The organism is Erythrobacter litoralis (assembly GCF_029760855.1).
In the GTDB taxonomy this organism is placed as follows: domain Bacteria; phylum Pseudomonadota; class Alphaproteobacteria; order Sphingomonadales; family Sphingomonadaceae; genus Qipengyuania; species Qipengyuania litoralis_A.
This window is the reverse complement of record NZ_SOSI01000007.1, coordinates 24477-51177: the sequence shown is the minus strand read 5'-3', so window position 1 is coordinate 51177 and position 26701 is coordinate 24477. Positions and strand designations below refer to the sequence as shown.

The window sequence follows — 26701 nt, the reverse complement described above, 5'->3', positions numbered from 1 at the left end:
CGGCGCACACGAAGGCAGGCAAGGCATCGCGCTGATGGCAGACACCACTGCAACCATGGAAAATTCCCCGAAGATCGAAAAGGACGAAGGCGTTCGTCGGCGTGACTTTCTCGATGTTGCCGCGCTTAGCGCGGCCGGGATCGGCGGGCTCGCCGTCGTCTATCCGTTGATCAGTCAGATGGCGCCGTCGAAGGACGTGCTTGCCGCGAGTACGACCGAGGTGGATGTCTCGGCTATCGAGGTCGGTCAGGCGATCAAGGCGGTCTTTCGTAAGCAGCCGCTGTTCGTGCGCCGCCTTACCCCGGCAGAAATCGCCGCGGCGCAGGCCGTTCCCGCGGGGTCGCTCCGCGATCCGCAGACCTTGGAGGAGCGCACCAAGGAAGGTCATCTCGACATGCTGGTGACGATGGGTGTCTGCACCCATCTCGGTTGCGTGCCGCTGGGGGCTGCCGAAGGCGAGAACAAGGGCGAATTCGGCGGTTATTTCTGCCCGTGCCACGGCTCGCACTACGATACGGCCGCCCGCATTCGCAAAGGCCCCGCGCCATCGAACCTCGAAGTTCCGGACTACGAATTCACGTCCGACACCGTGATCCAGGTCGGCTGACCCGACCGAGACGAAAGAGAAGACCATGAGCTTTCCCTGGGCCCGCCAGTATCAACCCGCCACCGGCCTGACAAAATGGCTGGACGAGAAACTGCCCGTGCCGCGCCTCGTTTACAACGCGGTCGGTGCCGGCTATCCGGTCCCGCGGAACCTCAGCTATTTTTGGAATTTCGGCGTGCTCGCCGGGTTCTTCCTCACGCTTCAGATCGTGACCGGCATCGTGCTCGCCATGCATTATGCCGCGAACGCGCAGGTCGCCTTTGCAACGACCGAACACATCATGCGCGACATCAATTGGGGCTGGTTGATGCGCTACGCCCACGCCAACGGGGCGAGCTTCTTCTTCATCGTCGTCTACATCCATATCTTCCGCGGCCTCTATTACAGCTCGTACAAGGCACCGCGCGAGATGATCTGGCTGCTCGGCGTGGTCATCTTCCTCCTCATGATGGCGACCGCTTTCATGGGATATGTGCTGCCGTGGGGCCAGATGAGCTTCTGGGGCGCCAAGGTCATCACCGGCCTGTTCGGCGCGATCCCGCTGGTCGGCGAGCCGATCCAGGTGTGGCTGCTCGGCGGCTTCGCGCCCGACAATGCTGCGCTTAACCGCTTCTTCTCGCTGCACTTCCTGCTGCCTTTCGTGACGCTCGGCGTGGTCATCATGCACATCTGGGCGCTGCATATTCCCGGTTCGTCGAACCCGACCGGCGTCGAGGTAAAGAGCGAGAGCGACACCGTGCCCTTCCACCCGTATTACACGGCGAAGGACGGCTTCGGTCTGGGCATCGCGCTGATCGGCTATTTCGCGCTGGTGTTCTTCCTGCCGAACTATCTTGGTCACCCGGACAACTACATCGAGGCGAACCCGCTTTCGACGCCGGCACATATCGTGCCCGAATGGTATTTCTGGCCGTTCTACGCGATCCTGCGCGCCTTCACTTCCGACTTCATCCTGCCGGCCAAGCTATGGGGCGTGATTGCGATGTTTGCATCCATCCTGCTCTGGTTCTTCCTGCCCTGGCTCGATAAGTCGCCCGTGCGCAGTGGCCATTATCGCCCGCTGTTCCGCAAGTTCTTCTGGTTCGGCCTGATCCCGACCATGGCAGTGCTGTTCTATTGCGGCGGCGCACCGGCGGAAGAGCCGTACGTCATGCTCAGCCAGATCGCGACGGCGTATTACTTCCTGCATTTCCTCGTGATCCTGCCGATCGTCTCGCAGATCGAGACGCCCGAACCGCTGCCCTATTCGATTACGGAGGCGGTGCTGCACTCGGACAAGAAGCCGGTGCTCGGCGAAAACACCGCGCCTGCCGTTTGATTGCTGCGTACGATCGAGAAAGACTGATTGATGAGTAAACTGATCTCTGCGCGCCTGATCGCCATCCTGGTGGGTCTCGGCTTCGTCGTCGTGGTACTTTCCGCTTTCGTCAGCGGTGCCTACACCGTCGCGACCGAGGGCATGGGCGAGGAAACGGCGGAGCATGAATTCCACAAGCATCCGAACGATTATCCCTTCGCGTTCGAAGGTCCGTTCGGCCGCTGGGACGTCGCGCAGCTTCAGCGCGGGTTGACGGTGTACGAGCAGGTCTGTTCGGCTTGTCACAGCCTGAAATACGTTGCCTTCCGCAATCTCGAAGGCCTTGGATACAACGAGGCGCAGATCAAGGCGTATGCCGCCAGCCAGACGGTCCCCGGCATTGATCCGCGCACTGGCGAACAGACGACGCGTCCCGGCCTTCCGACCGACTACTTCCCTTCCCCCTATCCCAATGCAGTGGCGGCGGCCGCGGCGAACAACAACGCCATTCCGCCGGATCTTTCGCTCATCACCAAGGCACGTCACGACGGGGTGAACTATGTCGCCTCGCTGCTGTCGGGCTATCAGGAAGTTCCGGCAGAGTTGCAGCGTGAGTTTCCGGATTTCACCGTGCCGCCTGGGCTGCACTACAACCCCTATTTCCCGAACCTCAACCTCGCCATGGCGCCGCCGCTGACGGCGACGGGGCAGGTGACCTACGACGACGGAACGGAAGCGACGATCCCGCAGATGGCGCAGGACGTCGCAGCGTTCCTCGCGTGGACGGCGGAGCCGACGCTGGTGCAGCGCAAGCAAACGGGTTGGCCCGTGCTCCTGTTCCTGGTCTTCGCCACGGTTCTGGCTTACATGTCCAAGAAGCAAATCTGGGCTGCGGTTAAACCGAAAAAGCGCGACTGACATCGTAGCCGTAGCAACCCTATTCAACGCCCTCTGCATCCGAAACGATGCGGAGGGCGTTTTTCGCTCGCAATGCGGTGGCCCCGCATGACTCCCGCAGAACTGAAGGCGCTGGTGAGGACGATTCCCGACTTTCCGGCAAAAGGCGTGCAGTTTCGTGATATCACCACGCTGATCGGTGACGGCGAGGGCTTCGCATCGACGGTCGCATGGCTGGCCGAACGGATACCTGCCGAAACGACCGCCATTGCCGGCATGGAAGCGCGCGGGTTCATCTTTGGTGCCGCCGTCGCCGCGCAACTGTCGTTACCGTTTCTGCCGATCCGCAAACCGGGCAAACTTCCCTGCAAAACCATCGGGATCGACTATCACCTCGAATACGGTACCGACCGGTTGGAGATGGACCCGGACGCGGTTGGCGAAGGCGCTTCGGTCGCGATCGTGGACGACCTGCTGGCGACGGGCGGTACGTCCTGCGCCGCCGCGGCGTTGTTGCGCAAGGCCGGGGCTCGGGTAGACATCGCCTGCTTCGTGATCGACTTGCCGGATCTGGGCGGGCGAGCGAAATTGCGCGAGATCGACGTCGCAGTCGATGCACTGATGGAATTCGCCGGAGAATGACCGTTTTCGCCACGCCTTGGAAATATCACGCATTTAAGGCATTGGTGAAAGGGTCGCAGTTGCGGCACCGGATTTAGCCGGACCGAGAGGGGCATGGAACAGACACTTGTCATCGCCTTGACGGGCATCCTCGGCATCGGGGCGCAATGGATCGCGTGGCGCACCGGTTGGCCGGCCATCGTCCTCATGCTGGCGGCCGGCTTTCTCGCCGGGCCAGTGCTCGACGTGTTCGATCCCGAACACGCCTTCGGTTCGCTGCTCGAACCGATGGTCGCCGTCGGCGTCGCGCTTATCTTATTCGAAGGTGGGCTCAGCCTCGACTTTCGCGAATTGCGCCACACGGGCAGCGCCGTTTGGCGGCTTGCCACGATCGGTGTGGCGCTCGGCTGGCTGTTCGGCTCGCTTGCCGGTATCTACATCGCCGGCCTCGAACCCGAGGTGGCAATCCTGTTCGGTGGCATCCTCGTGGTTACCGGGCCGACCGTCGTCATCCCGCTATTGCGTCAAAGTTCGATCCAGACGCGACCCGCATCGATCCTGAAATGGGAAGCGATCGTCAACGATCCGACCGGTGCACTGTGCGCCGTGATTGCCTATGAGTATTTCCGAAAGATCGCGGAGCAGCCCAACGCAACCCTGTTCGAGGTCGTGCCACCCCTCCTGATCGCGGCTGTGATTGCCGGCCTGATCGGCTATGTTGCCGCCCTTGCGATCGCATGGTCTTTCCCGCGCGGAGCCGTGCCGGAATATCTCAAGGTTCCGGTCCTGCTTATCACCGTCATCGCGGTGTTCGTCGTCTCGAACCTGATCGAACATGAAGCAGGGCTCGTCGGCGTAACCGTCATGGGCGTCGCGCTGGCGAACATGAACGTCTCGAGCTTGCGAAGCATTCACCCGTTCAAGGAGAATGTCGCGGTACTGCTTGTTTCCGGCATCTTTATACTGCTGTCGGCATCGCTCGAACTGGAAGACATTCGGTATATCAATTGGCAGATCGGCCTCTTCCTACTCGCCCTGCTATTCGTGGTCCGCCCGGCGACCATCCTCATCAGCCTTTTGGGTAGCTCAATACCGTGGAACGAGCGGCTGTTCCTCGGGTGGATCGCACCGCGCGGTATTGTCCTCGTCGCTATCTCCGGCCTTTTCGCCCTGCGACTCTCGGAGCTCAATTTCTCCGATGGCAACCTGCTGATCGGGCTGAGCTTCGCAGTGGTCGTCGTCACCATCGTCGCGCACGGCTTCACCGTGGACATTGTGGCAAGGTGGCTTGGTGTAAAGGGCGCGACACGGCCCGGCATCCTGATCGTTGGCAGCACGCCATGGACGGTCGCACTGGCCGAGCAGGTGCAGGAAATGAAGGCGCCGGTCATGCTGGTCGACTCAAGCTGGCAACGCCTTGCTCTCGCGCGGCAAAAGGGCCTGCCGACCTATCACGGCGAAATCCTGAACGAGGCGACCGAGCACAATCTCGAATTGACGCCGTACCAGAACCTGGTCGCCGCGACCGAAAACGAGGCGTACAACGCGCTTGTGTGCAACGAATTCGCGCACGAGATCGGGCGGGACAAGGTCTTCCAGCTGGGCGAAGCAGGCGATGCGGACAATCGCCACCGCCTGCCCGAGAGCTTACGCGGGCGCGCGCTGTTCGAATCCGGTTTCGGCGTCGAGGACGTAAGCGAGCGCCGGCGCCAAGGCTGGGTCTTCCGCAAGACCAAGCTTTCCGAAGAATTCGACTTCGAGGATGCGCAGGAGCGGCTGCCCGAAGCGGCGAACATGCTTCTCCTCATGCGCGAGGACGGTACGATCCGCTTTTTCACCCACGCTGCCCGGCCCGAACCGCGTGCCGGCGACACCATTCTGAGTTTCTCGCCGCCGAAAGCCAAATCGGCCGAGGAGAATGCGGCCAAGAAAGCGGCGAAAGCGGCCAAGGCATCGAAGAACAAGAACCAGGGAATTCAACCGGCATGACTGCGCGCAGCCTATCCGTCCGCTCCTACCTCGCAATGACGGCGCTCTCGCTCGGTCTGTTGACAGGCGCCTGCCGCAACGAACCTGCGCCCGCACCGTCGCCGACGCCGACGGAAAGCGATGCGCCGCGTTCGATCTTCCAGCCGGAATTCCAGGAAACCGAAAGCGCGGACGAATTGCCCATCGCGCCCGAACCCCTGCGCGAAACGGTCGGCTTTCCCGAAGGCGGATCGGAGATCGACGAGGCCGGTATGCGTATTCTCGAAACCGTCCTGGGTTCGTCGCAACTGGCGGAAGACTGGCCGATCGTCCTGCGCGGCCATTCCGATGCCGGCGGCAGCGGCGAGGTCAATTTGCGGGCCTCACGCGCCCGGGCGGAAGCCGTGCGCGAAGCTTTGATCGAAGGCGGTGTCGCCGAGGACCGCATAACGATCATTGCGTTCGGCGAACAGAATCCGATCGAACCCAATGCGCTTCCGAACGGTGAAGCGAACGAGGAAGGCCGCGCCGCCAATCGCAGGGTCGAGATCACGATCGATTCGCCCGAAGATATCGTAAAAACACCAGGGCGCGAACCCACCATCGTCGAAACCATTGCGACACCGGAACCGGGGCCGAGCCCACTGACCTCGCCAACGCCTGCCGCATCGCGCCGGCGCTGATCGCGCGTTTTCGCAGTTGACGGACCGGCACGGGTGGTGGCATTCGCGCTGACGCTGGATGCGCGGGTATAGCTTAGTGGTAAAGCCCCAGCCTTCCAAGCTGGTTATGCGGGTTCGATTCCCGCTACCCGCTCCAGCCCTTTAGCCGACAGCCATGTTATCGATCAGGCGCGTGCCACCGATCCGCGCGGCGACGAACAGGCGCGCATTGCCGTTGTCGCCTTCGAGCGGGGCGATACTGTTCGCATCGCGCAGTTCGGCATAATCTACCCGCGTGAAGCCCGATGCCAGAAGCGTATCGTGGAGATTGCCGAGAGCACGCGGCGCATCCGCTCCGTCGCGAATAGCTGCGATGGCGTCGCGCATGGCGCGCGGCAGGGCGGCGGCTTCGCTCCGCTGCTCGGGCGAAAGGTAGGCATTGCGACTGCTCATCGCCAATCCGTCCGCCTCGCGCACGATCGGCACGCCGTGGATCGCATCGACATGCGGGCGGGTAAGGTCGAGATCGCGCGCCATGCGGCGGATGACGGCGAGCTGCTGCCAGTCCTTCTCGCCGAAAAATGCCATGTCAGGCGAAACTTGGTTGAACAATTTGCATACGACGGTCGCGACGCCATCGAAATGCCCCGGGCGGTCCGCACCGCACAACCCTTCGCTCACGCCGGAAACGGAGATATTGGTCGCGTAGCCTGCGGCATAGACCTCGTCCGGCTGGGGTGCCCAGAGCAGCGAAACGCCTTCCGCATCCAGCGCCGCGGCATCGCGCTCCAATTGCCGCGGATAGGCATCGAGATCCTCGCCCGCCCCGAACTGCCGCGGGTTGACGAAGATCGAAGCGACGACGCTGTCCGCTGCCTTCCGCGCCGCGCGTACCAGGGTCAGATGCCCCTCGTGCAGCGCGCCCATCGTCGGCACGAGCGCGACCGTTCCGTGCGCTTGCAGTGGCGCGAGCGCAGTGCGCAGGTCGGTAAGCTTCGTGATCGTTTCCACTCGTATCTCCATCCGCAGTTCGCCATCGCGCATTGCTTGCGAGCCGGGCATTGTCCAGCGTGGACGCGTTGCGGCGTTCTCATGCATTGGCTAGGACAGGAGCGACCGCAATTCTTCCAATCACCCGGAAACCCGAATGGCCTCCACTCCCCACCGCATCGTCTTCGCCAACGAGAAGGGCGGCACCGGCAAATCGACCACCGCCGTTCACGTGGCGGTCGCCTTGGCGTATCGCGGGGCGGAAGTGGTCGCCTTCGATCTCGATCATCGCCAGCGTACCATGTGCCGGTATCTCGAGAACCGGGCGGAGACGGCTGCAAAGCGCGGCATCGAGCTGCCGAGCGCTGCGTGCCACACGGTCGAGGACCTGAACGAGCACGCTTTCGAGGCGCTCATCGAGCAGGAAGCGGCGGGCGCAGATTTCATCGTCATCGATACACCGGGGCGCGACGACCCCCTGGCCCGCCATTCCGCCACCACCGCCGATACGCTGGTGACGCCGATGAACGACAGCTTTGTCGATTTCGACCTCATCGGCCAGGTCGAAGGGGAAAGCTTCAAGGTCAAGAAACTCTCCTTCTATGCCGAACTGATCTGGGAGGCGCGCATCCGCCGCAGCCGCGCGCAGATCGAGGAACAGCGCCGCGAAATGGACTGGATCGTCGTGCGCAACCGCACCGGCTTTACCGAAGCACGCAATATGGCCCGGATCGAGAAGGCCTTGACCGAGATGAGCAAGCGCGTCGGGTTTCGCGTGGCGAAGGGCCTGTCCGAACGCGTGATCTACCGCGAACTCTTTCCCTCCGGCCTCACCTTGCTCGACAAGGGGCAGCTGGGCGATCTCGGCACCAGCCACCTCGTCGCGCGGCAGGAATTGCGCGGTCTCGTCGCCGGTCTGAACCTGCCGGGTTCGCCGATGCAGCACGGCGCCGGCGAAGCCGCATGACGAAAGCGCTCGTCCTGCTGGCCTTGGCCGCCCTGGCGGTACGCTGGCTGACGGGGCGGTGGCCGTGGGAATTTCTCCAGGCGCGGCAATCGCAGGCGGACAAACTTGCTGCGGCCCGTCGTTTACTCAGCGTGCCCCGGAACGCCACACCCGCGCAGATCCGCGAGGCGCATCGCCGCAAGGCCGCTATCGCCCATCCCGATCGCGGCGGCAGTACGCCCGCCCAGCAGGAACTCAACGCCGCGCGCGACCTTCTCTTGGCAGACCTTCCTCCCCCCGCAACGGAGCCCGATCAATGAGCCATACCTTCGATACCACAGTTCTTCGCGAATACGACATTCGCGGCATCATCGGTGAAACACTGGGCGCGGACGATGCACGCGCGATCGGGCGGACGTTCGGCTCGATGTTGCAGGAGCGGGGCGGTAGCAAGGTCGCGGTGGGCTATGATGGTCGCGTCAGTTCGCCAATGCTTTGCCACGCGCTGATCGAGGGTTTGAACGCTGCGGGGTGCGACGTCGCCAATGTCGGGATGGGGCCGACCCCGATGCTGTATTACGCCGAAGCCTCCAACGAGGAGATGGACGGCGGCATCCAGATAACCGGCAGCCACAATCCAGCGAATTACAACGGTTTCAAGATGGTCTTTCAGGGCCGGCCCTTTTTCGGGGAGGATATTCAGGAGCTCGGTCGCCGTGCCGCGGCGGGCGAATGGGCCGATGGTGCGGGCGAGGTGGAAGAGCGCGACATCATGGGCGCCTATATCGAACGCCTGCTGACCGGGCTCGGCGGCATCGACGACAGTGCGCTGGCGCAAATGCGCGTGGGCTGGGATGCCGGAAACGGCGCCGCCGGCCCCGCGCTCGAAAAGCTCGTCGCCCGCATGCCGGGCGAGCACCACACGCTGTATACCGAAGTCGACGGCAACTTTCCCAATCACCACCCCGATCCCACGGTCGAAGCCAATCTGGAAGACCTGAAGGCACTTGTGGCGGAGAAGAACCTCGATTTCGGGGTCGCTTTCGACGGTGACGGCGACCGGATCGGTGCGATCGACGGCGAAGGGCGGGTGATCTGGGGCGACCAGCTCCTGATGATCTATGCCGAGGATCTTCTGAAAACCCGTCAGGGTGCGACCATCATTGCGGATGTGAAGGCAAGCCGTGCGCTGTTCGACAGCGTTTCCAAGCATGGCGGCGAACCGCTGATGTGGAAGACGGGGCACTCCCTGATCAAGTCCAAGATGAAGGAAACGGGTTCGCCGCTCGCGGGCGAGATGAGCGGCCACGTTTTCTTCGCCGACGACTATTACGGGTACGACGACGCGCTGTATGCGGGCGTGCGCCTGATCGCGGCCGCGGCGCGGCTCGGCAAGTCGGTCACCCAGTTGCGCGGCGATATGCCGAACATGATCAATACGCCCGAAATGCGGTTCCAGGTGGACGAAAGCCGCAAGTTCGCCGCGATCGAAGAGGTGAAGAAGCGCCTTTCCGGCACCGACGCCGATGTGAACGGCACCGACGGCGTACGCGTCAACACGGCGGATGGCTGGTGGCTACTGCGCGCATCCAATACGCAAGATGTGCTGGTTGCCCGTGCCGAAAGCGACAGCGAAGCAGGGCTCGACCGCCTGATGGCGCAGATCGATGAGCAGCTCGCCTTGTCAGGGCTGAAGCGGGGCGAAAGCGTCGGGCATTAGCTACGCGGTATTGCGTGCTTAGTGCGGCTCAGAACGAAAGGTAGCGGATTATATGAGCGAGTGGCCCTGGTCGGACTTGGGCATCGCTCGCACGAAGGATCGAGATGCGATCCACGATGCCTATAAGCGGAAGAAGGCGCAGATCGATGGAGCGATGCCCATCTCCGCGTATACGCGGCTGACAGAGGCGCGGGAGAAGGCTCTCTTTCTCGCCGCCGAATTGCGTCGCCAAGCCAGTCGAGCGAATGCCGGATACGAGGAGCCCGCATCCGCCGACATCGACGCCGTCGTCACCCCGCCGGAGCCCGCGGAAACGCTTGACGTGCCGATGCCGGGGGCGGACGAACCCGAACCCGAACCCGAACCCGAACCCGAACCACAATCGGTACGCGAATTGCCTGCACGCAAACGCGTCGTATACGTCGATAACTCTCGTAGGGAGCAAGCTTCCCCACCGGTTCAGCGTCCGCCGGATGTCGTCGCTTTCGATCACGCTGCCGAGCAGCGGTCCTTCATCGAACGTCATGAGGTGCCGCAGCTTTATGTCTGGCTTGCGTTCCTGGGATTTTTCGGCCTTCTCACGATGTGTGCGGGCTTCGCTTCGCGCAATGACACTGAGAACACGGTTCCTGATGATCTGAACCCCCCCGTCGCAATCGAGGGTTGGGAAAACGATGACATTCCGATGGCGGAGGCCGACCGGGTCGCTGCGGAGCTGTTCGGCAAAGATATCCGTTTCTCAGACGTCGAGTATCGCAATCCGTCTTTCGCACGACGCTTATGGCGCGAGTTGAGTCAAGACCCTGCTGAAAGCACTCAAAATGCCCGGGCGTTTCTGCGCTATCACCTGATGCTATCGCGTGAGTATATGAGCGACCGTCAGCTTGCCGAAATGAACCGCCTGTATGTCGGTTGGCTACGGCAGGCGCGAACGGAGGGGGATGGCGCCTGCCGTGAGGTCACGGACGCGGCGTTTGCCGACGGTATACCCCACATGCCGCCGGAAGGTATCGAGGAAGAAACCACCTTCGCGCGCAATCTGCTGATGGATGGTACCTCCCGATCTCCGATCGAGGCGGAAAACCAACCGATTCCTCCTGCGCTCATAGATCGGACCGTTGCGACCACGGATTTATCACAAGCGAATGTCATCGACGCACTTTCGGATCCGATGCATCCAGACCGATGTGCTGTCGTGATCGCGGCGTTGGAAGCCGCCGCTACCGAACCCATCGACGCATACTTCGCCTTTACGCGCGGCCTGTAACAAAAAAGGGCCCCGGAAATTCCGGAGCCCTGTGTCGGATATATCGCTTGCCTTACGAGGTGGTCGTATCGGTTTGCGTCGTGCGGTTGCTTTCGCTGTAGGTGCGGTCGTTCGAATAGTTGTTCGAGCTGCTCCAGTCATCGTCCACACGCAGATTGTTCTGCACGTGCTTTACGCCCGAAATGTCGTGAACGCAGTCTTCCGCACGGCGCTTGGCCTGGCGGCTGGACACCGTACCGTCGAGCGTCACTTCGTTATTATCGGCGGTGACGTTGATCTTGCTCGCATCGACATAGCGATCATGCGTCAAACGTTCGCATGCATCTTCGAGCAAACGCTCGTTAGAGCGCGTGTAATTCGACGGACCGCGTCCGCTGTGATCGATCTCACGACGCCGGCGCTCAGCATCGTCGTCGCCGAACCAGCTCGCGATTTCGTCGCTCGCTTTGGCAATGAAGCCGCGGTCCTGGCCTTCACCGAACCGGTTATAGTTCTGCGAACCCGAACCGCCCCGGCTGCGACCGCTATAGCCGCCGCTGTAATTGCCGCCGCCGCGATAGCCGCCGCTTGCATAGGTACCGCGCGTGTAATCTTCGCCGCCAAAATCGTCGGGGCGGAAGAACTGATGCTCCTGATCGTTGCGATAGGACGTATAACCACGGTTCATCGAAGAGCGGTCGTAATCGCCCATCGGATCGTAGTCGCTACCGCGATAATTGCTGTCCTGGTTGTAGTCCGCATATTGACTGCGGCGGCCATAGGACTGATCGTTCATCGAACCGTTGCGACCCCCGAACTGGCTGCGATTGCCGTAGCTGCGGTCCTGCGAGCCATAACGGTCGTCACCGAACTGATCGTCGTCGTAGCTCGAGAACTGTTCCGACTGACGATTGTACCGCTGGTCGGAATCCTGCTGATAATTATCGTATTGCGAAAGTCTGTTGCGATCGGCCATGTTGGTCTCTCCAATAGATTGCCGGGTTAGCAAAGCTGTGGTCCGCTCCGGCGTAGCATAGCGGATCGCAGCAACCGTGCTTCGTGGCATAGTCATCAAATCAACGACTTATCTTGGTTAACGGTTGCACTTGTCGGCTCGCACCTCGCGCGGTTTGTCGCAAACCGCAAAGACGGGTGCATCCGGTTTCGCTGGGAATCCCAGACCGTGCCGCCATATTGCAGGGACTATGCCCGACACCCCCATCCCGCCCGAGATTGACCAGTGGTTTGCTGGCCGGGGCTGGCGCGTGCGGCGCCACCAGAGCGAGATGCTCGCCGCGAGCCGCGCGGGCAAGCATGCCATGCTGGTTGCCGATACCGGGGCGGGAAAGACGCTGGCGGGGTTCTTGCCTACTTTGGCAGCTTTCTCCCCGTCGCAGTTCGGGGAGGCGGGTGCGCCTGAAGGCCTCCATACGCTTTACGTATCGCCCCTGAAGGCACTGGCGCATGATGTGCAGCGCAACCTTATCACGCCGGTCGAAGAGATGGGCCTGCCGATCACGGTGGAAACCCGTAGTGGCGATACGCCGTCGGACCGCAAGCGTCGGCAGCGCTCGCGGCCGCCGAACGTCCTTTTGACGACGCCGGAAAGCCTATCACTGCTTTTGTCCTTTCCTGACAGCATCGAACTGTTCGCCGGATTGAAACGCATCGTAATCGACGAGGTGCACGCTTTCGCCACCGGCAAACGGGGCGATCTGCTGGCGCTCGCCATGTCGCGCCTGCAGGCGATCGCGCCCGATATGCAGCGTGCGGCTTTGTCGGCCACGGTCGCCAATCCGGAAGGCTTCCGCGAATGGCTGGCGCCGTGGGGCGATCTCGACGCGGTGGCGCTGGTGCAAGGCGAGCCAGGCGCGCCGGCCGAGGTGGAAATACTGCTTCCGATCGAGGAACGGGTGCCGTGGGGCGGTCATGCGGCGACCTGGGCGATCCCGCAGCTTTACGAGCAGATCAAAGCCAACCGCACCACGCTGATCTTCACCAATACGCGCTTCCTGGCCGAATACATCTTCCAGAACCTGTGGGATGTGAACGATGACAATCTGCCCATCGGTGTGCATCACGGTTCGCTGAGCCGCGAGGCGCGGCGCAAAGTCGAAGGGGCGATGGCGCGGGGCGAGTTGCGCGCGCTCGTCGCCACCGCCAGCCTCGATCTTGGCGTCGACTGGGGCGATATTGATCTAGTCGTGCAGATGGGTGCACCCAAGGGCTCCTCGCGCCTGCTGCAACGTATCGGGCGTGCCAATCACCGGCTCGACCAGCCAAGCCGCGCGCTTCTGGTGCCCGGCAACCGGTTCGAGTTTCTCGAGGCGACCGCGGCGAAGGAAGCGGTGGACGAAGGCCAGCGCGACGGCGAGGACTTCCGGCGCGGCGGGCTCGACGTGCTGGCGCAGCACGCCATGGCGTGCGCATGCGCCGCGCCCTTCCAGGAAAACGAATTGCTGGCAGAGATCCGCTCAAGCTTGCCCTATGCCTGGGTGGACGAGGCGGCGTGGGAACGGGTGCTGACCTTCGTCGCCACCGGTGGCTATGCCTTGCAGGCTTACGACAAGTTCAAGCGGATCGTACGCGACAAGGACGGGGTCTGGCGCCTTACCCATCCCGAACAGGCGGCCCGCCACCGGATGAATGCGGGCATCATCATCGACAGCGAAATGCTGGAGGTGCGTATCAATTCGGGGCGCGGGCGGGGCGGTCGTAGCCTCGGCAAGATCGAGGAACGCTTCGCCGCCTCCCTCAGCCCGGGCGACACCTTCGCCTTCGCGGGGATGAGCCTTGAGGTCGTCAAGCTGCAGGACATGGAGGTCATCGTGAAGGCGGCAATGGCCAGCGCGATGATCCCAAGCTATGGTGGGCAGCGTCTGCCTCTTACCACCCATTTGGCGGACCGGGTGCGCGAAATGCTGGTCGATCGCACCGGCTGGGCCCGCTTTCCCGACGATGTACGCGAATGGCTGGAGGTGCAGGACTGGCGCAGCCGGATGCCGGGGCCGCACCAGTTGCTGGTCGAGAGCTTCCCGCATGCCAAGCGGCATTACACCGTCTATTACACCTTCATCGGGTGGAACGCGAACCAATCGCTCGGGATGCTCGTCACCAAGCGGATGGAGGACCGCGGGCTGATGCCCGGCGGGTTCGTCGCCAACGATTACTCATTGGCTGTATGGGGTCTGAAACCGGTCGACGATCCGGCGCCTTTGCTATCGCCCGACATCCTGCAGGACGAATTCATCGATTGGGTGCAGAACTCGCATCTACTACGCCGCGCCTTTCGCGAAGTGGCGGTGATCGGCGGTTTGGTCGAGAGACAGCACCCGGGCAAGCGCAAGACGGGCAAGCAAGTCACCTTTTCGACCGACCTGATCTACGACGTCCTGCGCAAATACGAGCCGGACCATGTGCTGCTGGAGGCGGCATGGGCCGACGCGCGCACCCGGATGACGGATGTGGGCCGACTTGGCGACCTGCTCGATCGGGCGGCGGACGAACTTGTTCATGTCGAACTCGATCGGGTCAGCCCACTCGCCGTCCCGGTGATGGTCATGATCGGCCGCGAAGCGACGCCGCAGGGTCAGGTGGACGATGAACTGCTGCTGGAAGCGGAGAGCTTGGCTGGCGAGGCTATGCGGGTTGAGGCGCTTCCCGAGTAGGGGGTTCGCACGGGCGCGGATCGATGCGAGGTATCGGGTCGTGCGGTGGCTCCCATTTGAGGGAAAAATACATCGGCTTCGCTCGTCAGCTTTTGCCGAATGCTTTATAGCGCGGCAAATCCGCAAAGCAGAACGAGCGATCTGCCAATCCCGCTGCTTTGATAAGCCCCAGAACCTCTATTGCGCGCCCATAGGAAAGCTGCCCTTCCGGGGCGAACTGGATCCGGGGCGTCTCTCGAAGCCTTCGCAGGCGCGCTAGAGCTTCGGGGAGAACAATGTCTGGTACATAGGTCCCATTGATGAGGACACCCCCGCCTTCGCTGATCGCAATCTGATGTGTCGAACGGTCGGTATCGGCAGGATCCGGCGCTGCGACCGACATTGGGGGGTCGATCAGCAATGCATGGGTTTGCGGGCGTTATAGGAAAAGCGCGACGGCGACGAGCAGGAAGAGAAAGAAAAGGATCGGCAAATGGTCGATACGTGCGAGTGGCTGCCCGTGATCATATGGCAGCACGGCTGGTAGCGTTCGTCCTCGCCGACGCATTAGAATTCGCGGTAGCGCTCATTCCCGACAAAACCGAACTTCGTAACGCCGCTGGACTCGATCAATGCCAACGTTTTCGCTGTCGTGTCATAGCTCGCGCGGGCGTCGGGTTCGAACTGCAATTCCGGTTCCACCGGCATCGCCGTGGTGAGCTGCAGCGCCGATGCCAGATCGGCGGGATCGACCGCACGTCCGTTCCAGAGCAGGCGATCGTCTGCCGTGACGACGATCTTGTTACGATCGGGTTCGAGATCGGGAACGGGGCAGTCGGTGCAGGAGGGCAGATCGATCTCGATCGCATCTGTCGCGATGGGAACGCTGATAATGAACATGATCAGCAGAACCAGAAGGACGTCGATAAGAGGCGTCGTGTTCATTTCGCTAAGCGGGGCGTTCTGCGTGTTCATGGCATTCTCCCTATGCAATGTTGTGACATAACTGTTTTCAGGAAGAATATGCAAGCGGATACATGCAAAGAAAAAGGCGGCCGAAGCCGCCTTTCTCCGATTGGTTTGTCGGAAGATCTTACTTGCCGAATTCGCGATAGCGTTCGTTGCCGACGAAGCCGAACTTTGTGACGCCGGATGCCTTGATGATCTCAAGCACACGGGCCGAGCGGTCGTAACTCGCGAGCGCGTCGGGCTCGAACTGCAGTTCCGGTTCCGGATCGAGCAGGGTGGACTGCTGCAACAGATTCACAAGATCGCCATCTTGGATCGTTTCGCCGTTCCACAACAACTCGTCCTGTGGGGTGATGACGAGCTTGTTCTTGTCCGGTTCGACATCCACCGGCGGAGGATCGGGGTTCGGCTGCGGAAGATCGATGTCGATCGAATGGGTCGCAACCGGGATCGTGATGATGAACATGATGAGGAGCACGAGCAGGACGTCGATAAGCGGCGTCATGTTCATGTCCATCATCGGCGCGCCATCGTCTTTACCGCCTGACATTGCCATGAGGGTTTACTCCTGAAATTCGCTGACCTGTGACTGACCGCCGAAACGATCAGCCGTTGGGATCGATCGGGTTAGAAATGAACCCGACCGTGGGATAGCCGGCGGCCTGGACGTTGTAGATCGCGCCCGCAACACATTGCCACGGAGCATTGACGTCGCCCCGGATGTGGACCTGCGGGATCTTTTCGGGATCGTTCATGATCTGCTCGGGACCGCCTGCGCGCTGCACGATATTGTCCAGCCGGTTGAATGCGCGGTCATAAAGCTCTTCGGAACTTACCGGTGCGATATTGTTGAAATACACCCGGCATTCGCCATTGCGCGACGCCCCTTCGAAGCCCGGATCGCCCGCGCTGCGCCCCGCCTGGTCTGTCGTGCTGACAGTCAGGAGCAGGTTCTCGACCTTATCCTTGGATTCGGTGGATTCGATCACCGGAATTTCGAGCTGGTCGATGGTCTGAATGGCGACCGGAACAGCAATGAGGAAGATGATGAGAAGAACCAACATCACGTCCACCAGCGGAGTGGTGTTGATGTCGGACATCGGGGTCTCGCCGCCGCCTCCTGACGAAATTGCCATGGTTTATTTCCTAATCCCGAGAAGCTGATCGTTGAGCATATAGGATGGGGCGGTTCGGCTGAACCGCCCCGGAACCCGTCAACGCTTGGTTGTCGTAGTCGACGTCGTCGTGCCCGTTGCGGGGTTGCTCGACGTCGTAGTCGTCTTCGAAGCGGTCGACGACGTGGCACCGGCAGTCGCCTTGGCCGAAGCCGGGGCGGTGCGGGCGGCCTTGCCGGCCTGCTGGGTCGAAGCCGAGGTCATCACGGCCGGCTTGATCGTGCCGCCCGAGTTGATGTTGGCGAGCAGGTCGGTCGAGAAGCCCGAGAGCATTTCACCAATGCGCTTATTACGCTGCTGCAGCCAGTTGTAGGCCAACACGGCCGGCACGGCGACGATCAGGCCGATGGCGGTCATGATGAGCGCTTCACCGACCGGACCGGCGACCTTGTCGATCGAGGCCGAACCCGCCACGCCGATGCTGATCAGAGCGTTGTAGATACCGATAACCGTTCCGAGCAGGCCCACGAACGGTGCGGTCGCGCCAACGGTGGCGAGGAACGGGAGGCCGCCGGCAAGCTTCGAATTGATCGATGCTTCCGAACGGGCGAGCGTGCCGTGAAGCCAGTCATGCGCTTCGAGGCTGTCGTTCATGCGCGAGTGCTGGTCTTCGGCATTCACCGCATCGTCAACGAGCTGGCGCCATGCGCTGTTCTTGTCGAGCTTCGTCGAGCCTTCCTTGAGCGAGTTGGCGCGCCAGAAATTGCTACGAACGGTCTTGTACTGGTTCATGATCTTCTGCTGTTCGATCAGCTTGGTGAAGAGGATGTAGAACGAGCCGACCGACATGATCACGAGTACGGAAAGAATGAACCAGGAGATGAAGCCACCCTGCTCCATCGCTTCCCAAAAACCGAACTGGTTCTGCGGCGCGTCTCCGCCAACCGCTGCTAGAATTTCAAGAGTCATAGCGAATTTCCCTTTAAAGTAATTTCTGTTCCGCCCCGAAGGGCCAATCGCTTAGTCCAACCGATATTGAACGGCGGTGGTCACCGTATCGGTAATCGGGTTTCCTGCCCTGTCGAGAGCCGGGTTGTATCGCGCATAGCGACGCAGACCATCGCACGCACCGCTATCGAGATCGCTCGAACCGCTCGACGAGGTAACGCTGCAATTCGACACGCGACCATCGGCCCCGATAGTCAAGCGCACGCCGACAGTTCCTTCCTCGCCAGCACGTTCGGCACGGCGGGGATAATTATCCTGGATCTGACGCGCCCAGCGACCCTGGTTGTCAGGGCTGGCACCGCGCGCTTTCGATGGCGCCGGCGGTGCTGGCGGGGGCGCAGGCGGTGCTGGAGGCCTAGGCGGTGCCGGCGGCGGAATGCGCAACGCGGGCGGTGCCGGCGGCGGAATGTTCTGCTGCGTCCGGATCGGAGGGGGAGCCGGCGCAATATTTATCGGCGGCGGCGGCGCCACGGGCGGCGGCACAGTCTGCGGCACATCCGGCGCGGGCGGCGGAGGCTCGTCCGGCGGAGGCGGAGGCGGCGGAGGCGGCTCCGACACGTCGACTGTAGTCACACGCTCAACCAGCTTTTCAGCAGCCTCGTAGGCCAACCCGGTGATAAGCGCGTAACCGATAGCAATGTGGATAAGGGCAACGATGATAATCGCAACGATGCGACTGCCGCTCATCTGTTGGTCAGCATAAGCCATTCGGTTGCATCACTCCAAATTCATGCCCGACCATGGCCGGGCTTCAAAGGCATTCGTCCGGAATAGTCCTATTTCTATTCCCGATGCCGCGTATTGGTTCCGCCGGACTTTCGCAATCCTTCCTACGCGACCCTGCAGGTAAGTTACGAATGCCATTAACGGCGATACCGAGGCAACAATGTGTCATTGCGTGCCTTTTTCGGCCTTAGCCATCAAGGCCGAGCCTCGCAAACGGTTTATCGGTTAACAGGCAATTCACCGCTTGCCCGCGAGGAACGGGCTACCGATAAATTCGCTTAGAACACAAGTTATGTCCACGTGTCCGAGAGGCTTCCGCAAAAAATGAAAAGCTTAACCATTCTCGCTTCTCTTGCCTTGGCGTCCGCGTCAGTCGGCGCGCTGGCACAACAAGCGCAGAGCCAATCGATGCAGACAGGTTCGACCTATGCCGACCTCGTGGAACTAGCGGAGCGCGCACCACTGGTGATCAGAGCGGAGGTGCGTGACCAGGCGCGGGTGAAGGCGGAGCGCGCGCCCGGCCTCGCACCCGGTCATGCACGGCTCTATGTCGAAGCGCAGACCCGTTCCCTGCTCGCCGGAACTGTGCCGGTGGGGGAAAGCCTGCGCTATCTGGTGGACCTGCCGCTGACCGCGAAGGGCAAGGTACCCAAACTCAAAAAACAGGAAGTCCTGCTGTTCGCGCGGCCTGTTGCAGGACGACCTGGCGAGATCCAGCTAGTCGATATGGGTGCCCAGATGCGGTACGATCCGGCACTCGAAGCGCGGCTTCGCCCAATCCTCGCCGAACTCGTCGCTTCGAATACACCCCCGATTATAACCGGCGTGTCTGAAGCTTTAGCTGTAGAGGGAACCCTCGTCGGCGAATCGGAGACGCAGTTGTTCCTCGATACCGAAAGCGACGGTCCCGTATCGGTGACGATCGTTCGCCGGCCCGGCCAGGCCCCGCGGTGGGGCGTGTCATGGACCGAGATCGTCGACCAATCGGCGTCCGCCCCCCAGCGCAATACGTTGGCATGGTACCGGCTCGCCTGCTCATTGCCGCAAACCCTCCCCGCCGACGCGGTTCTCTCTCAGGACGACGCAGCGCGCGAGTTGGCGCAGCGCGACTATGCCTTCGTAATCGAGGAATTGGGGCCGTGCGAGCGCAGCCCCGCCTGAACCCCGCCTTGGCTACGCCGTAGACAAACTGGGTGCAACAGAGTGGTCGACCGCGCTAGGCGGCGGCCCATGACCTGCACAGCAAGCCTTTCGTTCGATGACTGAGCCCCTCCGCATTGCGATTGCCGGGCTGGGCACGGTTGGCACCGGCGTGATCCGGCTGATCGAAACCAATCGCGACATGATCGCGGCGCGCGCGGGCCGACCGGTCGAGATCGTGGCGGTGACGGCCCGCGACCGCGGGCGGGACCGCGGCGTGGACCTGTCGCCCTATGCCTGGGTGGACGATATGCAGGACATGGCGCAGCGCGACGACGTCGACGTCGTGCTCGAGCTTATTGGCGGGGCGGACGGGCCCGCGCTGGCGCTGGCCAGAAAGGCTCTGGGAGCGGGCAATGGATTTGTTACCGCCAACAAGGCGATGGTCGCGCATCACGGGTTGGAACTGGCCGAGGTGGCCGCCGCATCGAGCGCGCCCTTTGCGTTCGAAGCAGCCGTTGCGGGAGGAATTCCCGTCGTCAAAGGCTTACGCGAGGGCACCGCTGCCAACGCGCTTACCCGCATTTACGGTATCCTCAACGGCACCTGCAATTATGTGCTTTCCGAAATGGAACGGACCGGGGCGGATTTCCACGCCATGCTCTCGGAAGCGCAGGAAAAAGGCTATGCGGAAGCCGATCCGACCTTCGATATCGAGGGAACGGATGCCGCTCACAAGCTCGCCATCCTCGCCGCGATCGGCTTCGGCACACGTATCGATTTCAGCGCGGTCCGGACCGAGGGGATCGGCAAGGTTCGCGCCTCCGATATCGCGCAGGCCGATACGCTGGGTTATGTCGTGCGCCTCGTCGGCATCGCTTCGCTCAAGGATGCGGACGGCACCTGCCGCTTGCTCCAGCGCGTGCGCCCCTGCCTCTTGCCGTTCCGCCATCCTCTCGCCGCCGTTACCGGACCGACAAATGCAGTGGTGGCCGAAGGCGATTTTTCCGGGCGCCTGCTGTTCCAGGGTGCCGGGGCCGGGGATCGCCCGACTGCCAGCGCCGTGGTGGCCGACCTCATCGATATAGCGCGCGGACAATCGGGCGCGCCCTTCTCCGTGCCGGTATCCGCTCTCATGGACTGCGAAGCCGGCGATCCGGGTGAGCGCATGGGTAGCGATTACATCCGCTTTACTGTCGCGGATCGGCCGGGCGTACTTGCCGAAATCACGGCCGCGATGCGCGATGCGGATGTCTCCATCGAAAGCCTGATTCAGCGAGGGCGATCCGCCGAAGGCGGCGAGGTGCAGGTTGCGATGGTGACCCATGAAGGGCCGGAGCGATGTGTGTCGAAGGCGCTCGAACTGCTCGAAAACTCGCCTAGCCTGACGGCTCCGCCGCTGGTGATGCCGATTCTGGGGGACTGACTGTCTCATCGTCGGAAATCGGTGCTTCGCTTTCGGCGGGCGGTGGATCGAGAGGTGCTTCTGCTCGGCTGCCCAGAGGCGCCAACCCCCGCGCGATACGATCGGCGTCCGATCCCGGAGGCGCTTCGGGTATGGTGGAAAAATCGACCATGTAGGCGGGCGGCCTCGGGCAGGGCGGAACGAAGCATAATCCCGACACCGTGGCGGGGCCGCGAAAGATGCCGGCCCCGGCAACGTCTGGCGCGGCGATGATGCCTTCGTTCATCGTTTCTTCCGCGTAGCGCTGCTGCGCATCGTCCTTGCTGTATAGCCGGTTTTCGCTGCCCGTGACGCGTCGGCACACCACAATCTCTCCGGAGATTGCCGCCGCGTCCTCCTGTTGCGGGCTGCAATCCTCGACTTGGTTGTCCTGCGGGGTGGTGTCGACCTTGATATCGATAGCTACGGGCGGGGATGTGGTACGGCCGTCCGTATTCGACTGGGCGAAGCCGGGGGTGGCTGAAAGCGCGAAAAGCAAGCCAGCGAATGCCGCAGTAACGTAATAGCAATGCAAGAGTGGCATGCGGCGATGGCCCTCGCGTCTCGACATGCCTCACTCCCGTGTCTATCGCGCGGCGCGCATACGAATTCGTGTCGCCTTGCCTGACCATCTACCGCTTCGAGGACTGAACTTCCTATGAACTCTCCTTCGCAAAATCCGCTCGACCGTGTCCTCGTCCTCGAACTGGTTCGTGTCACAGAAGCGGCGGCGGTCGCAGCGAGCAAGCTGATCGGTCGAGGCGATGAGAAGGCGGCCGATGCCGCCGCGGTCGAAGCGATGCGCAAGGCGTTCGATACGCTGGAGATCGATGGCACGGTGGTGATCGGGGAAGGCGAGCGGGACGAAGCTCCGATGCTCTTCATCGGCGAAAAAGTCGGCGGCGCGCCGGGCCGGGGTCCCAAGATCGACATCGCGCTCGACCCGCTGGAAGGCACCACGATCACCGCCAAGGCTGGCCCCAATTCCCTCGCCGTTCTGGCTGCGAGTGCGGAGGGCTGCCTGCTGAATGCGCCCGACGTCTACATGGACAAACTAGCAGTCGGCCCCGGCTATCCCGACGGTATTATCAGCCTCGACAAGACGCCGACCGAGAATGTGAAGGCGGTCGCCGAGGCGAAGGGCGTGGAGCCTGCCGACATCATCGTATGCGTGCTCGACCGGCCGCGCCATGCCGATATCATCGCCGAATTGCGCGAAATCGGCTGCGGCGTGGTGCTGATCGGCGATGGCGACGTCGCGGGCGTCATCGCGACGACCGACGAGGATACGACGATCGACATGTATATGGGGCAGGGCGGCGCACCCGAAGGCGTGCTGGCGGCCGCCGCGCTCCGCTGCGTGGGCGGGCAATTCAATGGTCGTCTCGTCTTCCGCAACGACGACGAGCGCGCCCGCGCCGCGAAATGGGGCATCGAAGATCTCGACCGCATCTATACGCGCGACGATCTGGTGAAGGGCGACTGTATCTTCGCGGCGACCGGTGTGACTTCGGGGTCGCTCCTCGAAGGGGTCAAATACCGCCGCGGCGGCGTGATGACGACCGAAAGCGTCGTGATGCGCGCGAGTTCGGGCACAGTGCGCTGGATCAAGGGCGAGCATCGCCACACCTGATCCGGGGCGCCCGGCCGAACGGGGACAGGCGGACCTCCCCATGTTGCATATCCATGACCGTAGGCTAGGCGGGGGCACCTGTCGCTTACGAGGATTCGCAACCGCATGAAGATCATGGCCGCCAATTCGAACCTGCCACTCGCACGGGCGATCGCGGGCTATCTCGAAATGCCGCTGGTCGATGCAGGCGTGCGCCGGTTCGCGGACGAGGAAATCTTCGTCGAAATTCACGAGAACGTGCGCGGCGAGGACGTGTTCGTGGTGCAGTCCACCAGCTATCCCGCGAACGACAACCTCATGGAACTGCTGATCTGCATCGATGCGCTCAAGCGCGCATCGGCGCGGCGGATCACGGCGGTGGTGCCCTATTTCGGTTACGCACGACAGGACCGAAAACCCGGTCCGCGTACGCCGATCTCGGCCAAGCTGGTGGCCAACCTCATCACCGAAGCGGGCGCCGACCGGGTGTTGGCCGTCGATCTTCACGCCGGGCAGATCCAAGGCTTCTTCGATATCCCGACCGATAATCTCTACGCCGCGCCCGTGATGGCGGCGGATATTCAGGCGCGTTACGGCGATCAGGATCTGATGGTCGTCAGCCCCGACGTCGGCGGTGTGGTGCGCGCCCGTGCGCTGGCGAAGCGGCTCGACAACGCCCCGCTCGCCATCGTCGATAAGCGGCGCGACCGGCCGGGCGAGAGCGAGGTGATGAACATCATCGGCGAGGTGGCGGGACGGCATTGCATCCTGATCGACGACATTGTCGATTCGGGCGGCACGCTGTGCAATGCGGCGCAGGCCTTGCTCGACCAGGGGGCGGCAAGCGTGGCGGCCTATATCACCCATGGTGTGCTGTCGGGCGGCGCGGTTGCCCGGGTCGATAAGTCGGCGCTGAAGGAACTGGTCATCACCGATTCGATCCGGCCGACTGATGATGCGAAGGATTGCGACAGCATCCGCATCCTCACCATCGCGCCCCTGATCGGCGAAGCGGTGCGCCGGATCGCGGACGAAAGCTCCGTCTCGAGCCTGTTCGACTAAGTGAAATACGACCACGAAATCGCCATCGCCCACCGGCTTGCCGACGCCGCGCGCGACGAAATCCGGCCCCGCTTCCGCGCCGAGTTCGAAAGCACGACCAAGGGCGACGCCTCGCCTGTCACTGAAGCGGACCGCGCAGCGGAGGAGGCGATGCGCCGTATCCTCGACGCAGACTTGCCGCAGGACGGCATAGTCGGCGAGGAATTCGGCATCAGCGAGGGGCGCTCGGGGCGGCAATGGGTACTCGACCCGATCGATGGCACGATCAGCTTCATGGCCGGTCGCCCGATCTTCGGTACGCTGATCGCGCTTCTGGAAGACGGCTGGCCCGTGCTCGGCATCATCGACCAGCCGGTCAGCGGCGAACGCTGGGTCGGCCGTATCGGCGAGCGGACCACGCTGAACGGAAAGCCAGTGAGCACCCGCCGCTGCCGTTCACTGGAAGATGCGACGCTCGCTACCAGCAGCCCGCATTATTTCGATGCCGGGCAAGCCGATGCCTACATGGCGCTCGCCCAGAAAGTGGCTGGCAACAAGCGGCAGGGCATGATCGTCTATGGCGGCGATTGCTATAATTACGGCCTGCTCGCGGGCGGCCATATCGATATTGTCTGCGAGGCAGGACTCGAACTGTTCGACTATGCGGCGCTTGTGCCGATCGTCGAGGGGGCGGGCGGCCTTGTTGCCGACTGGCAGGGTAACCCGCTCGATGCAAAGAGCGACGGCACGATCGTCGCGCTCGGCGAACCGGCGCGGCTGGAGGACGTCCTTACGGCGATGGGCTGAAAAGAAGCGCTAGAGCTTCAAATTTACCCGCACGCCGATCGTGTCGATGCCGGGGTTCTGCTGACTGTTGAACAGGCGCGCATTGCTGATGTGCACCCAGCTCGCCTCCACCGAAGTGCGTTTATTGAGATCCATGCCGAATGCGATTTCCGGCTCGAACAACACTCGGCTGCCGAGATCGGTGCGAAGGCCGGTTTCGGGATCGACGCGCTGCGACGGCGCATCGTGAACCACCAGGCCGACGCCGGGGCGAAGGTAGAACCGGTCGCCGAGTTCCGCCTTCCAGCTCAATCCCGCGCCGACGAAATTCGTATCACCCGACAAATTGACCGAGCCGAACACGTAAGGTTGCGGCCCGCCCAAGGAGCGCAGCGCCTCGATTTCGCCGAAGCGATAACCGGCCTGCAGATCGATGCCGCCTTCGCCGGTGTCGAATGTGAACGGCGTATCGACGCCGTGCGCATAGACGCCGCCATAGACCTCGTCGGCCAAGGCAGGTGTGGTTACAAAAGCCAGCGGGGCGGCAAGCAACAGGACGGCTGGTTTGCGCAAATCGTTTCCTTTCTAGGATGGGCCGTATTGCGCAGCCGCGCCTTTCCGCCGCCTGAAGGCATCACAGCATGGTGAGCCCGCCATCGACGCGCAGTTCCGCGCCGGTCACGTAATTCGCATCGTCCGAGAGAAGGAAGCAAGCGACGCCCGCCACGTCCTCCGGTTCTCCTATCCGGCCGAGCGGCACCATTCCGGCAACCTTGTTCTTGTATTGCTTTTGCTCCTCTTCGCCCATGCCGCCTCGCGTATGGAAGCCCGTATCGGTTAGCCCTGGCGTCACCACGTTCACGCAGATGCCGCGACTGGCATACTCGCTGGCGAACGATCGCGCGGCCTGCCGGATGCCCGCCTTCATCGCGCTATAGACCAGCGTATCGGGTCGGTTGCCGCCGACCGTGCCCGAACCGATCAGCAGCATCTTGCCGCCATCCTTCACGAGGGGCTCGAGCGCCTTCGCCTGCAAGATCGGCGCACGCAGATCGATATCGAAATGCTTTTCGATGTGGCCCGGATCGATTTCGCTAAGGTCTCGGAAACTCCCGTAGCCCGCATTGAGGAAAACACCGTCGAGGCCGTCCGGAGCGAAATCTTTGGCCGCTGCGACCAAATCGTCGATGGCCTCGATCTTCGCGGCATCGTTGGCGATGACCTTCGCATCGGGAAGGGCTTGGCGCGTCGCCTCGATATGATCGGGGCTGTGCCCCGTCAGCAGGAGAGAGGCTCCTTCGCGCGCCAATCGCTCGGCCGTCGCCTTGCCGATGCCCGACGTCGCACCGGTGATGAGGATTTTTCGATCTTGGAAGCGGTTCATGGCAGCGACTTTCTTTGCTGTTTGCTCATTTTCAAAAGCGTGCCTCGCAGCCACGTTCCATAGGTGCGAGCTTTCCCGGCACCGCGGCGCGCGATCATCGTTCGGAACGCATGACAGACAGAAAGACCATCCTCGTCACCGGTGGCGGCAACGGCATCGGCCGCGCCATCGTCATGCATTTCCACAGCCTCGGCTGGCGCGTCGCGGCGCTGGATACGGATCGAGAGGCGCTGGACGAACTCGGGTCGGCGATCCCGCAGGGCGACAGGCTCTTCGTCAAATGCGACGTCGGTGAGGAAGACCCGGTGGCTGATGCATTCCGTTCGCTGGACGACTGGCTGGATGGCGACGGCCTCGATCTCCTCGTAAATAACGCCGCCATCGCCGATCCCTATTGCGGACCACTCGAAGACCTCGCCTTGGACGAATGGCGCCGCTGGCTCGACGCATCGCTGACGGCTGCGTTCCTGGTCAGCCGTTCCGCCGTCCCGTTCCTGCGCAAAAGCGAAGGCGCGGCCATCGTCAACATCTCCTCCACCCGCGCCGTGATGAGCGAGCGGGAAAGCTTCGCCTATGCGGCATCCAAGGGCGGGATCGATGCCCTGACCCATGCGATGGCGGTTTCGTTAGGGCCGGACATTCGGGTAAATGCCATCCGCCCCGGCTGGATCGAAACGCGCGACTGGCAGAAGGCGAGCGAGCGCAGCGATCCCGAACACCGCCCGCAGGACCGCGAGCAGCATCCGGTCGGGCGGGTCGGCCGTCCGGAAGATATCGCGCAAGCCGTCGAATATTTCTACCGCGCGGGATACATCACGGGGCAGCATCTTAACGTGGATGGCGGCATGACGGTCAAAATGATCTACGAAGACTGA

The 26701-nt window shown here is 62.4% G+C and carries 26 protein-coding genes, 1 tRNA gene and 1 pseudogene; 18 read left to right on the top strand and 10 right to left on the bottom strand.

Going from position 1 to position 26701, the window contains the following annotated elements; translation table 11 throughout:
• Positions 1–34: 34 nt before the first annotated feature.
• The 7 genes from petA to E3U23_RS12815 all read left to right on the top strand — a co-directional run bounded on the left by petA (position 35) and on the right by E3U23_RS12815 (position 6209).
• Positions 35–607, top strand: coding sequence for a ubiquinol-cytochrome c reductase iron-sulfur subunit (petA, locus tag E3U23_RS12845; protein ID WP_279351680.1), 573 nt, complete (start codon positions 35–37; stop codon positions 605–607).
• A gap of 25 nt (positions 608–632) precedes the next feature.
• Positions 633–1925, top strand: a complete 1293-nt coding sequence (locus tag E3U23_RS12840; protein WP_279351678.1) for a cytochrome b — start codon at positions 633–635, stop codon at positions 1923–1925.
• A 30-nt stretch (positions 1926–1955) separates the two neighbouring features.
• Positions 1956–2822: a cytochrome c1 gene (locus tag E3U23_RS12835; protein WP_279351677.1), complete on the top strand. Its 867-nt coding sequence runs from the start codon at positions 1956–1958 to the stop codon at positions 2820–2822.
• A gap of 87 nt (positions 2823–2909) precedes the next feature.
• Entirely contained in the window at positions 2910–3443 is a 534-nt protein-coding gene (locus E3U23_RS12830) for an adenine phosphoribosyltransferase (RefSeq protein ID WP_279351676.1), read from the top strand.
• A gap of 93 nt (positions 3444–3536) precedes the next feature.
• A complete protein-coding gene (locus tag E3U23_RS12825) occupies positions 3537–5411 on the top strand; it encodes a cation:proton antiporter (RefSeq protein WP_279351675.1) in 1875 nt (624 codons plus the stop codon).
• Positions 5408–6073, top strand: a complete 666-nt coding sequence (locus tag E3U23_RS12820; RefSeq protein ID WP_279351674.1) for an OmpA family protein — start codon at positions 5408–5410, stop codon at positions 6071–6073. Before E3U23_RS12825 ends, E3U23_RS12820 begins: the two co-directional genes overlap by 4 nt.
• A 62-nt stretch (positions 6074–6135) precedes the next feature.
• A tRNA-Gly gene (locus E3U23_RS12815) sits at positions 6136–6209 on the top strand.
• Between the two features lie 5 nt (positions 6210–6214).
• Here E3U23_RS12815 and panC read toward each other — a convergent pair.
• Positions 6215–7063: a pantoate--beta-alanine ligase gene (gene panC / locus E3U23_RS12810; protein ID WP_279351739.1), complete on the bottom strand. Its 849-nt coding sequence runs from the start codon at positions 7061–7063 to the stop codon at positions 6215–6217.
• 136 nt (positions 7064–7199) lie between these two features.
• On the opposite strand from panC, the gene E3U23_RS12805 reads away from it, so the two are divergent.
• From E3U23_RS12805 to E3U23_RS12790, 4 genes are read left to right on the top strand one after another with little or no spacing between them, the layout of a single operon-like run.
• Positions 7200–8009: a division plane positioning ATPase MipZ gene (locus E3U23_RS12805; RefSeq protein WP_279351673.1), complete on the top strand. Its 810-nt coding sequence runs from the start codon at positions 7200–7202 to the stop codon at positions 8007–8009.
• Positions 8006–8308 carry a J domain-containing protein gene (locus E3U23_RS12800; protein ID WP_279351672.1) on the top strand — a complete coding sequence of 101 codons (303 nt, stop codon included), beginning with the start codon at positions 8006–8008 and terminating at the stop codon, positions 8306–8308. The genes E3U23_RS12805 and E3U23_RS12800 overlap by 4 nt, the downstream gene beginning before the upstream one ends.
• On the top strand, positions 8305–9708 hold the full coding sequence (gene pgmG / locus E3U23_RS12795) for a phosphoglucomutase/phosphomannomutase PgmG (RefSeq protein WP_279351671.1): 1404 nt from the start codon (positions 8305–8307) through the stop codon (positions 9706–9708). Before E3U23_RS12800 ends, pgmG begins: the two co-directional genes overlap by 4 nt.
• A gap of 52 nt (positions 9709–9760) precedes the next feature.
• A complete protein-coding gene (locus E3U23_RS12790) occupies positions 9761–10975 on the top strand; it encodes a hypothetical protein (protein WP_279351670.1) in 1215 nt (404 codons plus the stop codon).
• A 52-nt stretch (positions 10976–11027) separates the two neighbouring features.
• Here E3U23_RS12790 and E3U23_RS12785 read toward each other — a convergent pair whose 3' ends face one another.
• Positions 11028–11930 carry a BON domain-containing protein gene (locus E3U23_RS12785; RefSeq protein WP_279351669.1) on the bottom strand — a complete coding sequence of 301 codons (903 nt, stop codon included), beginning with the start codon at positions 11928–11930 and terminating at the stop codon, positions 11028–11030.
• A 229-nt stretch (positions 11931–12159) separates the two neighbouring features.
• Between E3U23_RS12785 and E3U23_RS12780 the strand changes: the two genes are divergently transcribed.
• Positions 12160–14622: a ligase-associated DNA damage response DEXH box helicase gene (locus E3U23_RS12780; protein ID WP_279351668.1), complete on the top strand. Its 2463-nt coding sequence runs from the start codon at positions 12160–12162 to the stop codon at positions 14620–14622.
• A 546-nt stretch (positions 14623–15168) separates the two neighbouring features.
• On the opposite strand, the gene E3U23_RS12775 is transcribed toward E3U23_RS12780, so the two are convergent.
• The 5 genes and pseudogenes from E3U23_RS12775 to E3U23_RS12755 form a co-directional block, all read right to left on the bottom strand.
• Positions 15169–15576 (bottom strand): ExbD/TolR family protein, encoded by a 408-nt coding sequence (locus E3U23_RS12775; protein ID WP_279351667.1) that lies wholly within the window; start codon positions 15574–15576, stop codon positions 15169–15171.
• A 118-nt stretch (positions 15577–15694) separates the two neighbouring features.
• A complete protein-coding gene (locus E3U23_RS12770) occupies positions 15695–16126 on the bottom strand; it encodes an ExbD/TolR family protein (RefSeq protein ID WP_279351666.1) in 432 nt (143 codons plus the stop codon).
• Positions 16127–16175: 49 nt separating this feature from the next.
• Positions 16176–16706 carry an ExbD/TolR family protein gene (locus E3U23_RS12765; protein ID WP_279351665.1) on the bottom strand — a complete coding sequence of 177 codons (531 nt, stop codon included), beginning with the start codon at positions 16704–16706 and terminating at the stop codon, positions 16176–16178.
• A 344-nt stretch (positions 16707–17050) separates the two neighbouring features.
• A pseudogene (locus tag E3U23_RS12760) lies at positions 17051–17654 on the bottom strand (MotA/TolQ/ExbB proton channel family protein); the annotation flags it as partial.
• Positions 17655–17705: 51 nt separating this feature from the next.
• On the bottom strand, positions 17706–18401 hold the full coding sequence (locus E3U23_RS12755) for a TonB family protein (RefSeq protein ID WP_279351663.1): 696 nt from the start codon (positions 18399–18401) through the stop codon (positions 17706–17708).
• 342 nt (positions 18402–18743) lie between these two features.
• On the opposite strand from E3U23_RS12755, the gene E3U23_RS12750 reads away from it, so the two are divergent.
• Positions 18744–19580, top strand: a complete 837-nt coding sequence (locus E3U23_RS12750) for a hypothetical protein (RefSeq protein ID WP_279351662.1) — start codon at positions 18744–18746, stop codon at positions 19578–19580.
• 97 nt (positions 19581–19677) lie between these two features.
• The gene (locus E3U23_RS12745) at positions 19678–20985 is read left to right on the top strand and encodes a homoserine dehydrogenase (protein WP_279351660.1); all 1308 of its coding nucleotides are present in this window, start codon (positions 19678–19680) and stop codon (positions 20983–20985) included.
• Here E3U23_RS12745 and E3U23_RS12740 read toward each other — a convergent pair.
• Positions 20939–21574 (bottom strand): hypothetical protein, encoded by a 636-nt coding sequence (locus E3U23_RS12740; protein ID WP_279351659.1) that lies wholly within the window; start codon positions 21572–21574, stop codon positions 20939–20941. The two genes, E3U23_RS12745 and E3U23_RS12740, sit on opposite strands and share 47 nt — an antisense overlap.
• Before the next feature lie 87 nt (positions 21575–21661).
• Between E3U23_RS12740 and glpX the strand changes: the two genes are divergently transcribed.
• From glpX to hisN, 3 genes are all read left to right on the top strand, one after another.
• A complete protein-coding gene (glpX, locus tag E3U23_RS12735) occupies positions 21662–22636 on the top strand; it encodes a class II fructose-bisphosphatase (protein ID WP_279351658.1) in 975 nt (324 codons plus the stop codon).
• A 105-nt stretch (positions 22637–22741) separates the two neighbouring features.
• Positions 22742–23677, top strand: a complete 936-nt coding sequence (locus E3U23_RS12730) for a ribose-phosphate pyrophosphokinase (RefSeq protein ID WP_279351657.1) — start codon at positions 22742–22744, stop codon at positions 23675–23677.
• Positions 23678–24463: a histidinol-phosphatase gene (hisN, locus tag E3U23_RS12725; RefSeq protein WP_279351656.1), complete on the top strand. Its 786-nt coding sequence runs from the start codon at positions 23678–23680 to the stop codon at positions 24461–24463.
• A gap of 9 nt (positions 24464–24472) precedes the next feature.
• Here hisN and E3U23_RS12720 read toward each other — a convergent pair whose 3' ends face one another.
• Together E3U23_RS12720 and E3U23_RS12715 are read right to left on the bottom strand one after the other, a co-directional pair.
• Positions 24473–25015, bottom strand: coding sequence for an acyloxyacyl hydrolase (locus tag E3U23_RS12720; RefSeq protein ID WP_279351655.1), 543 nt, complete (start codon positions 25013–25015; stop codon positions 24473–24475).
• Between the two features lie 61 nt (positions 25016–25076).
• On the bottom strand, positions 25077–25826 hold the full coding sequence (locus E3U23_RS12715; RefSeq protein ID WP_279351654.1) for an SDR family NAD(P)-dependent oxidoreductase: 750 nt from the start codon (positions 25824–25826) through the stop codon (positions 25077–25079).
• Between the two features lie 110 nt (positions 25827–25936).
• On the opposite strand from E3U23_RS12715, the gene E3U23_RS12710 reads away from it, so the two are divergent.
• Entirely contained in the window at positions 25937–26701 is a 765-nt protein-coding gene (locus tag E3U23_RS12710; RefSeq protein ID WP_279351653.1) for an SDR family NAD(P)-dependent oxidoreductase, read from the top strand.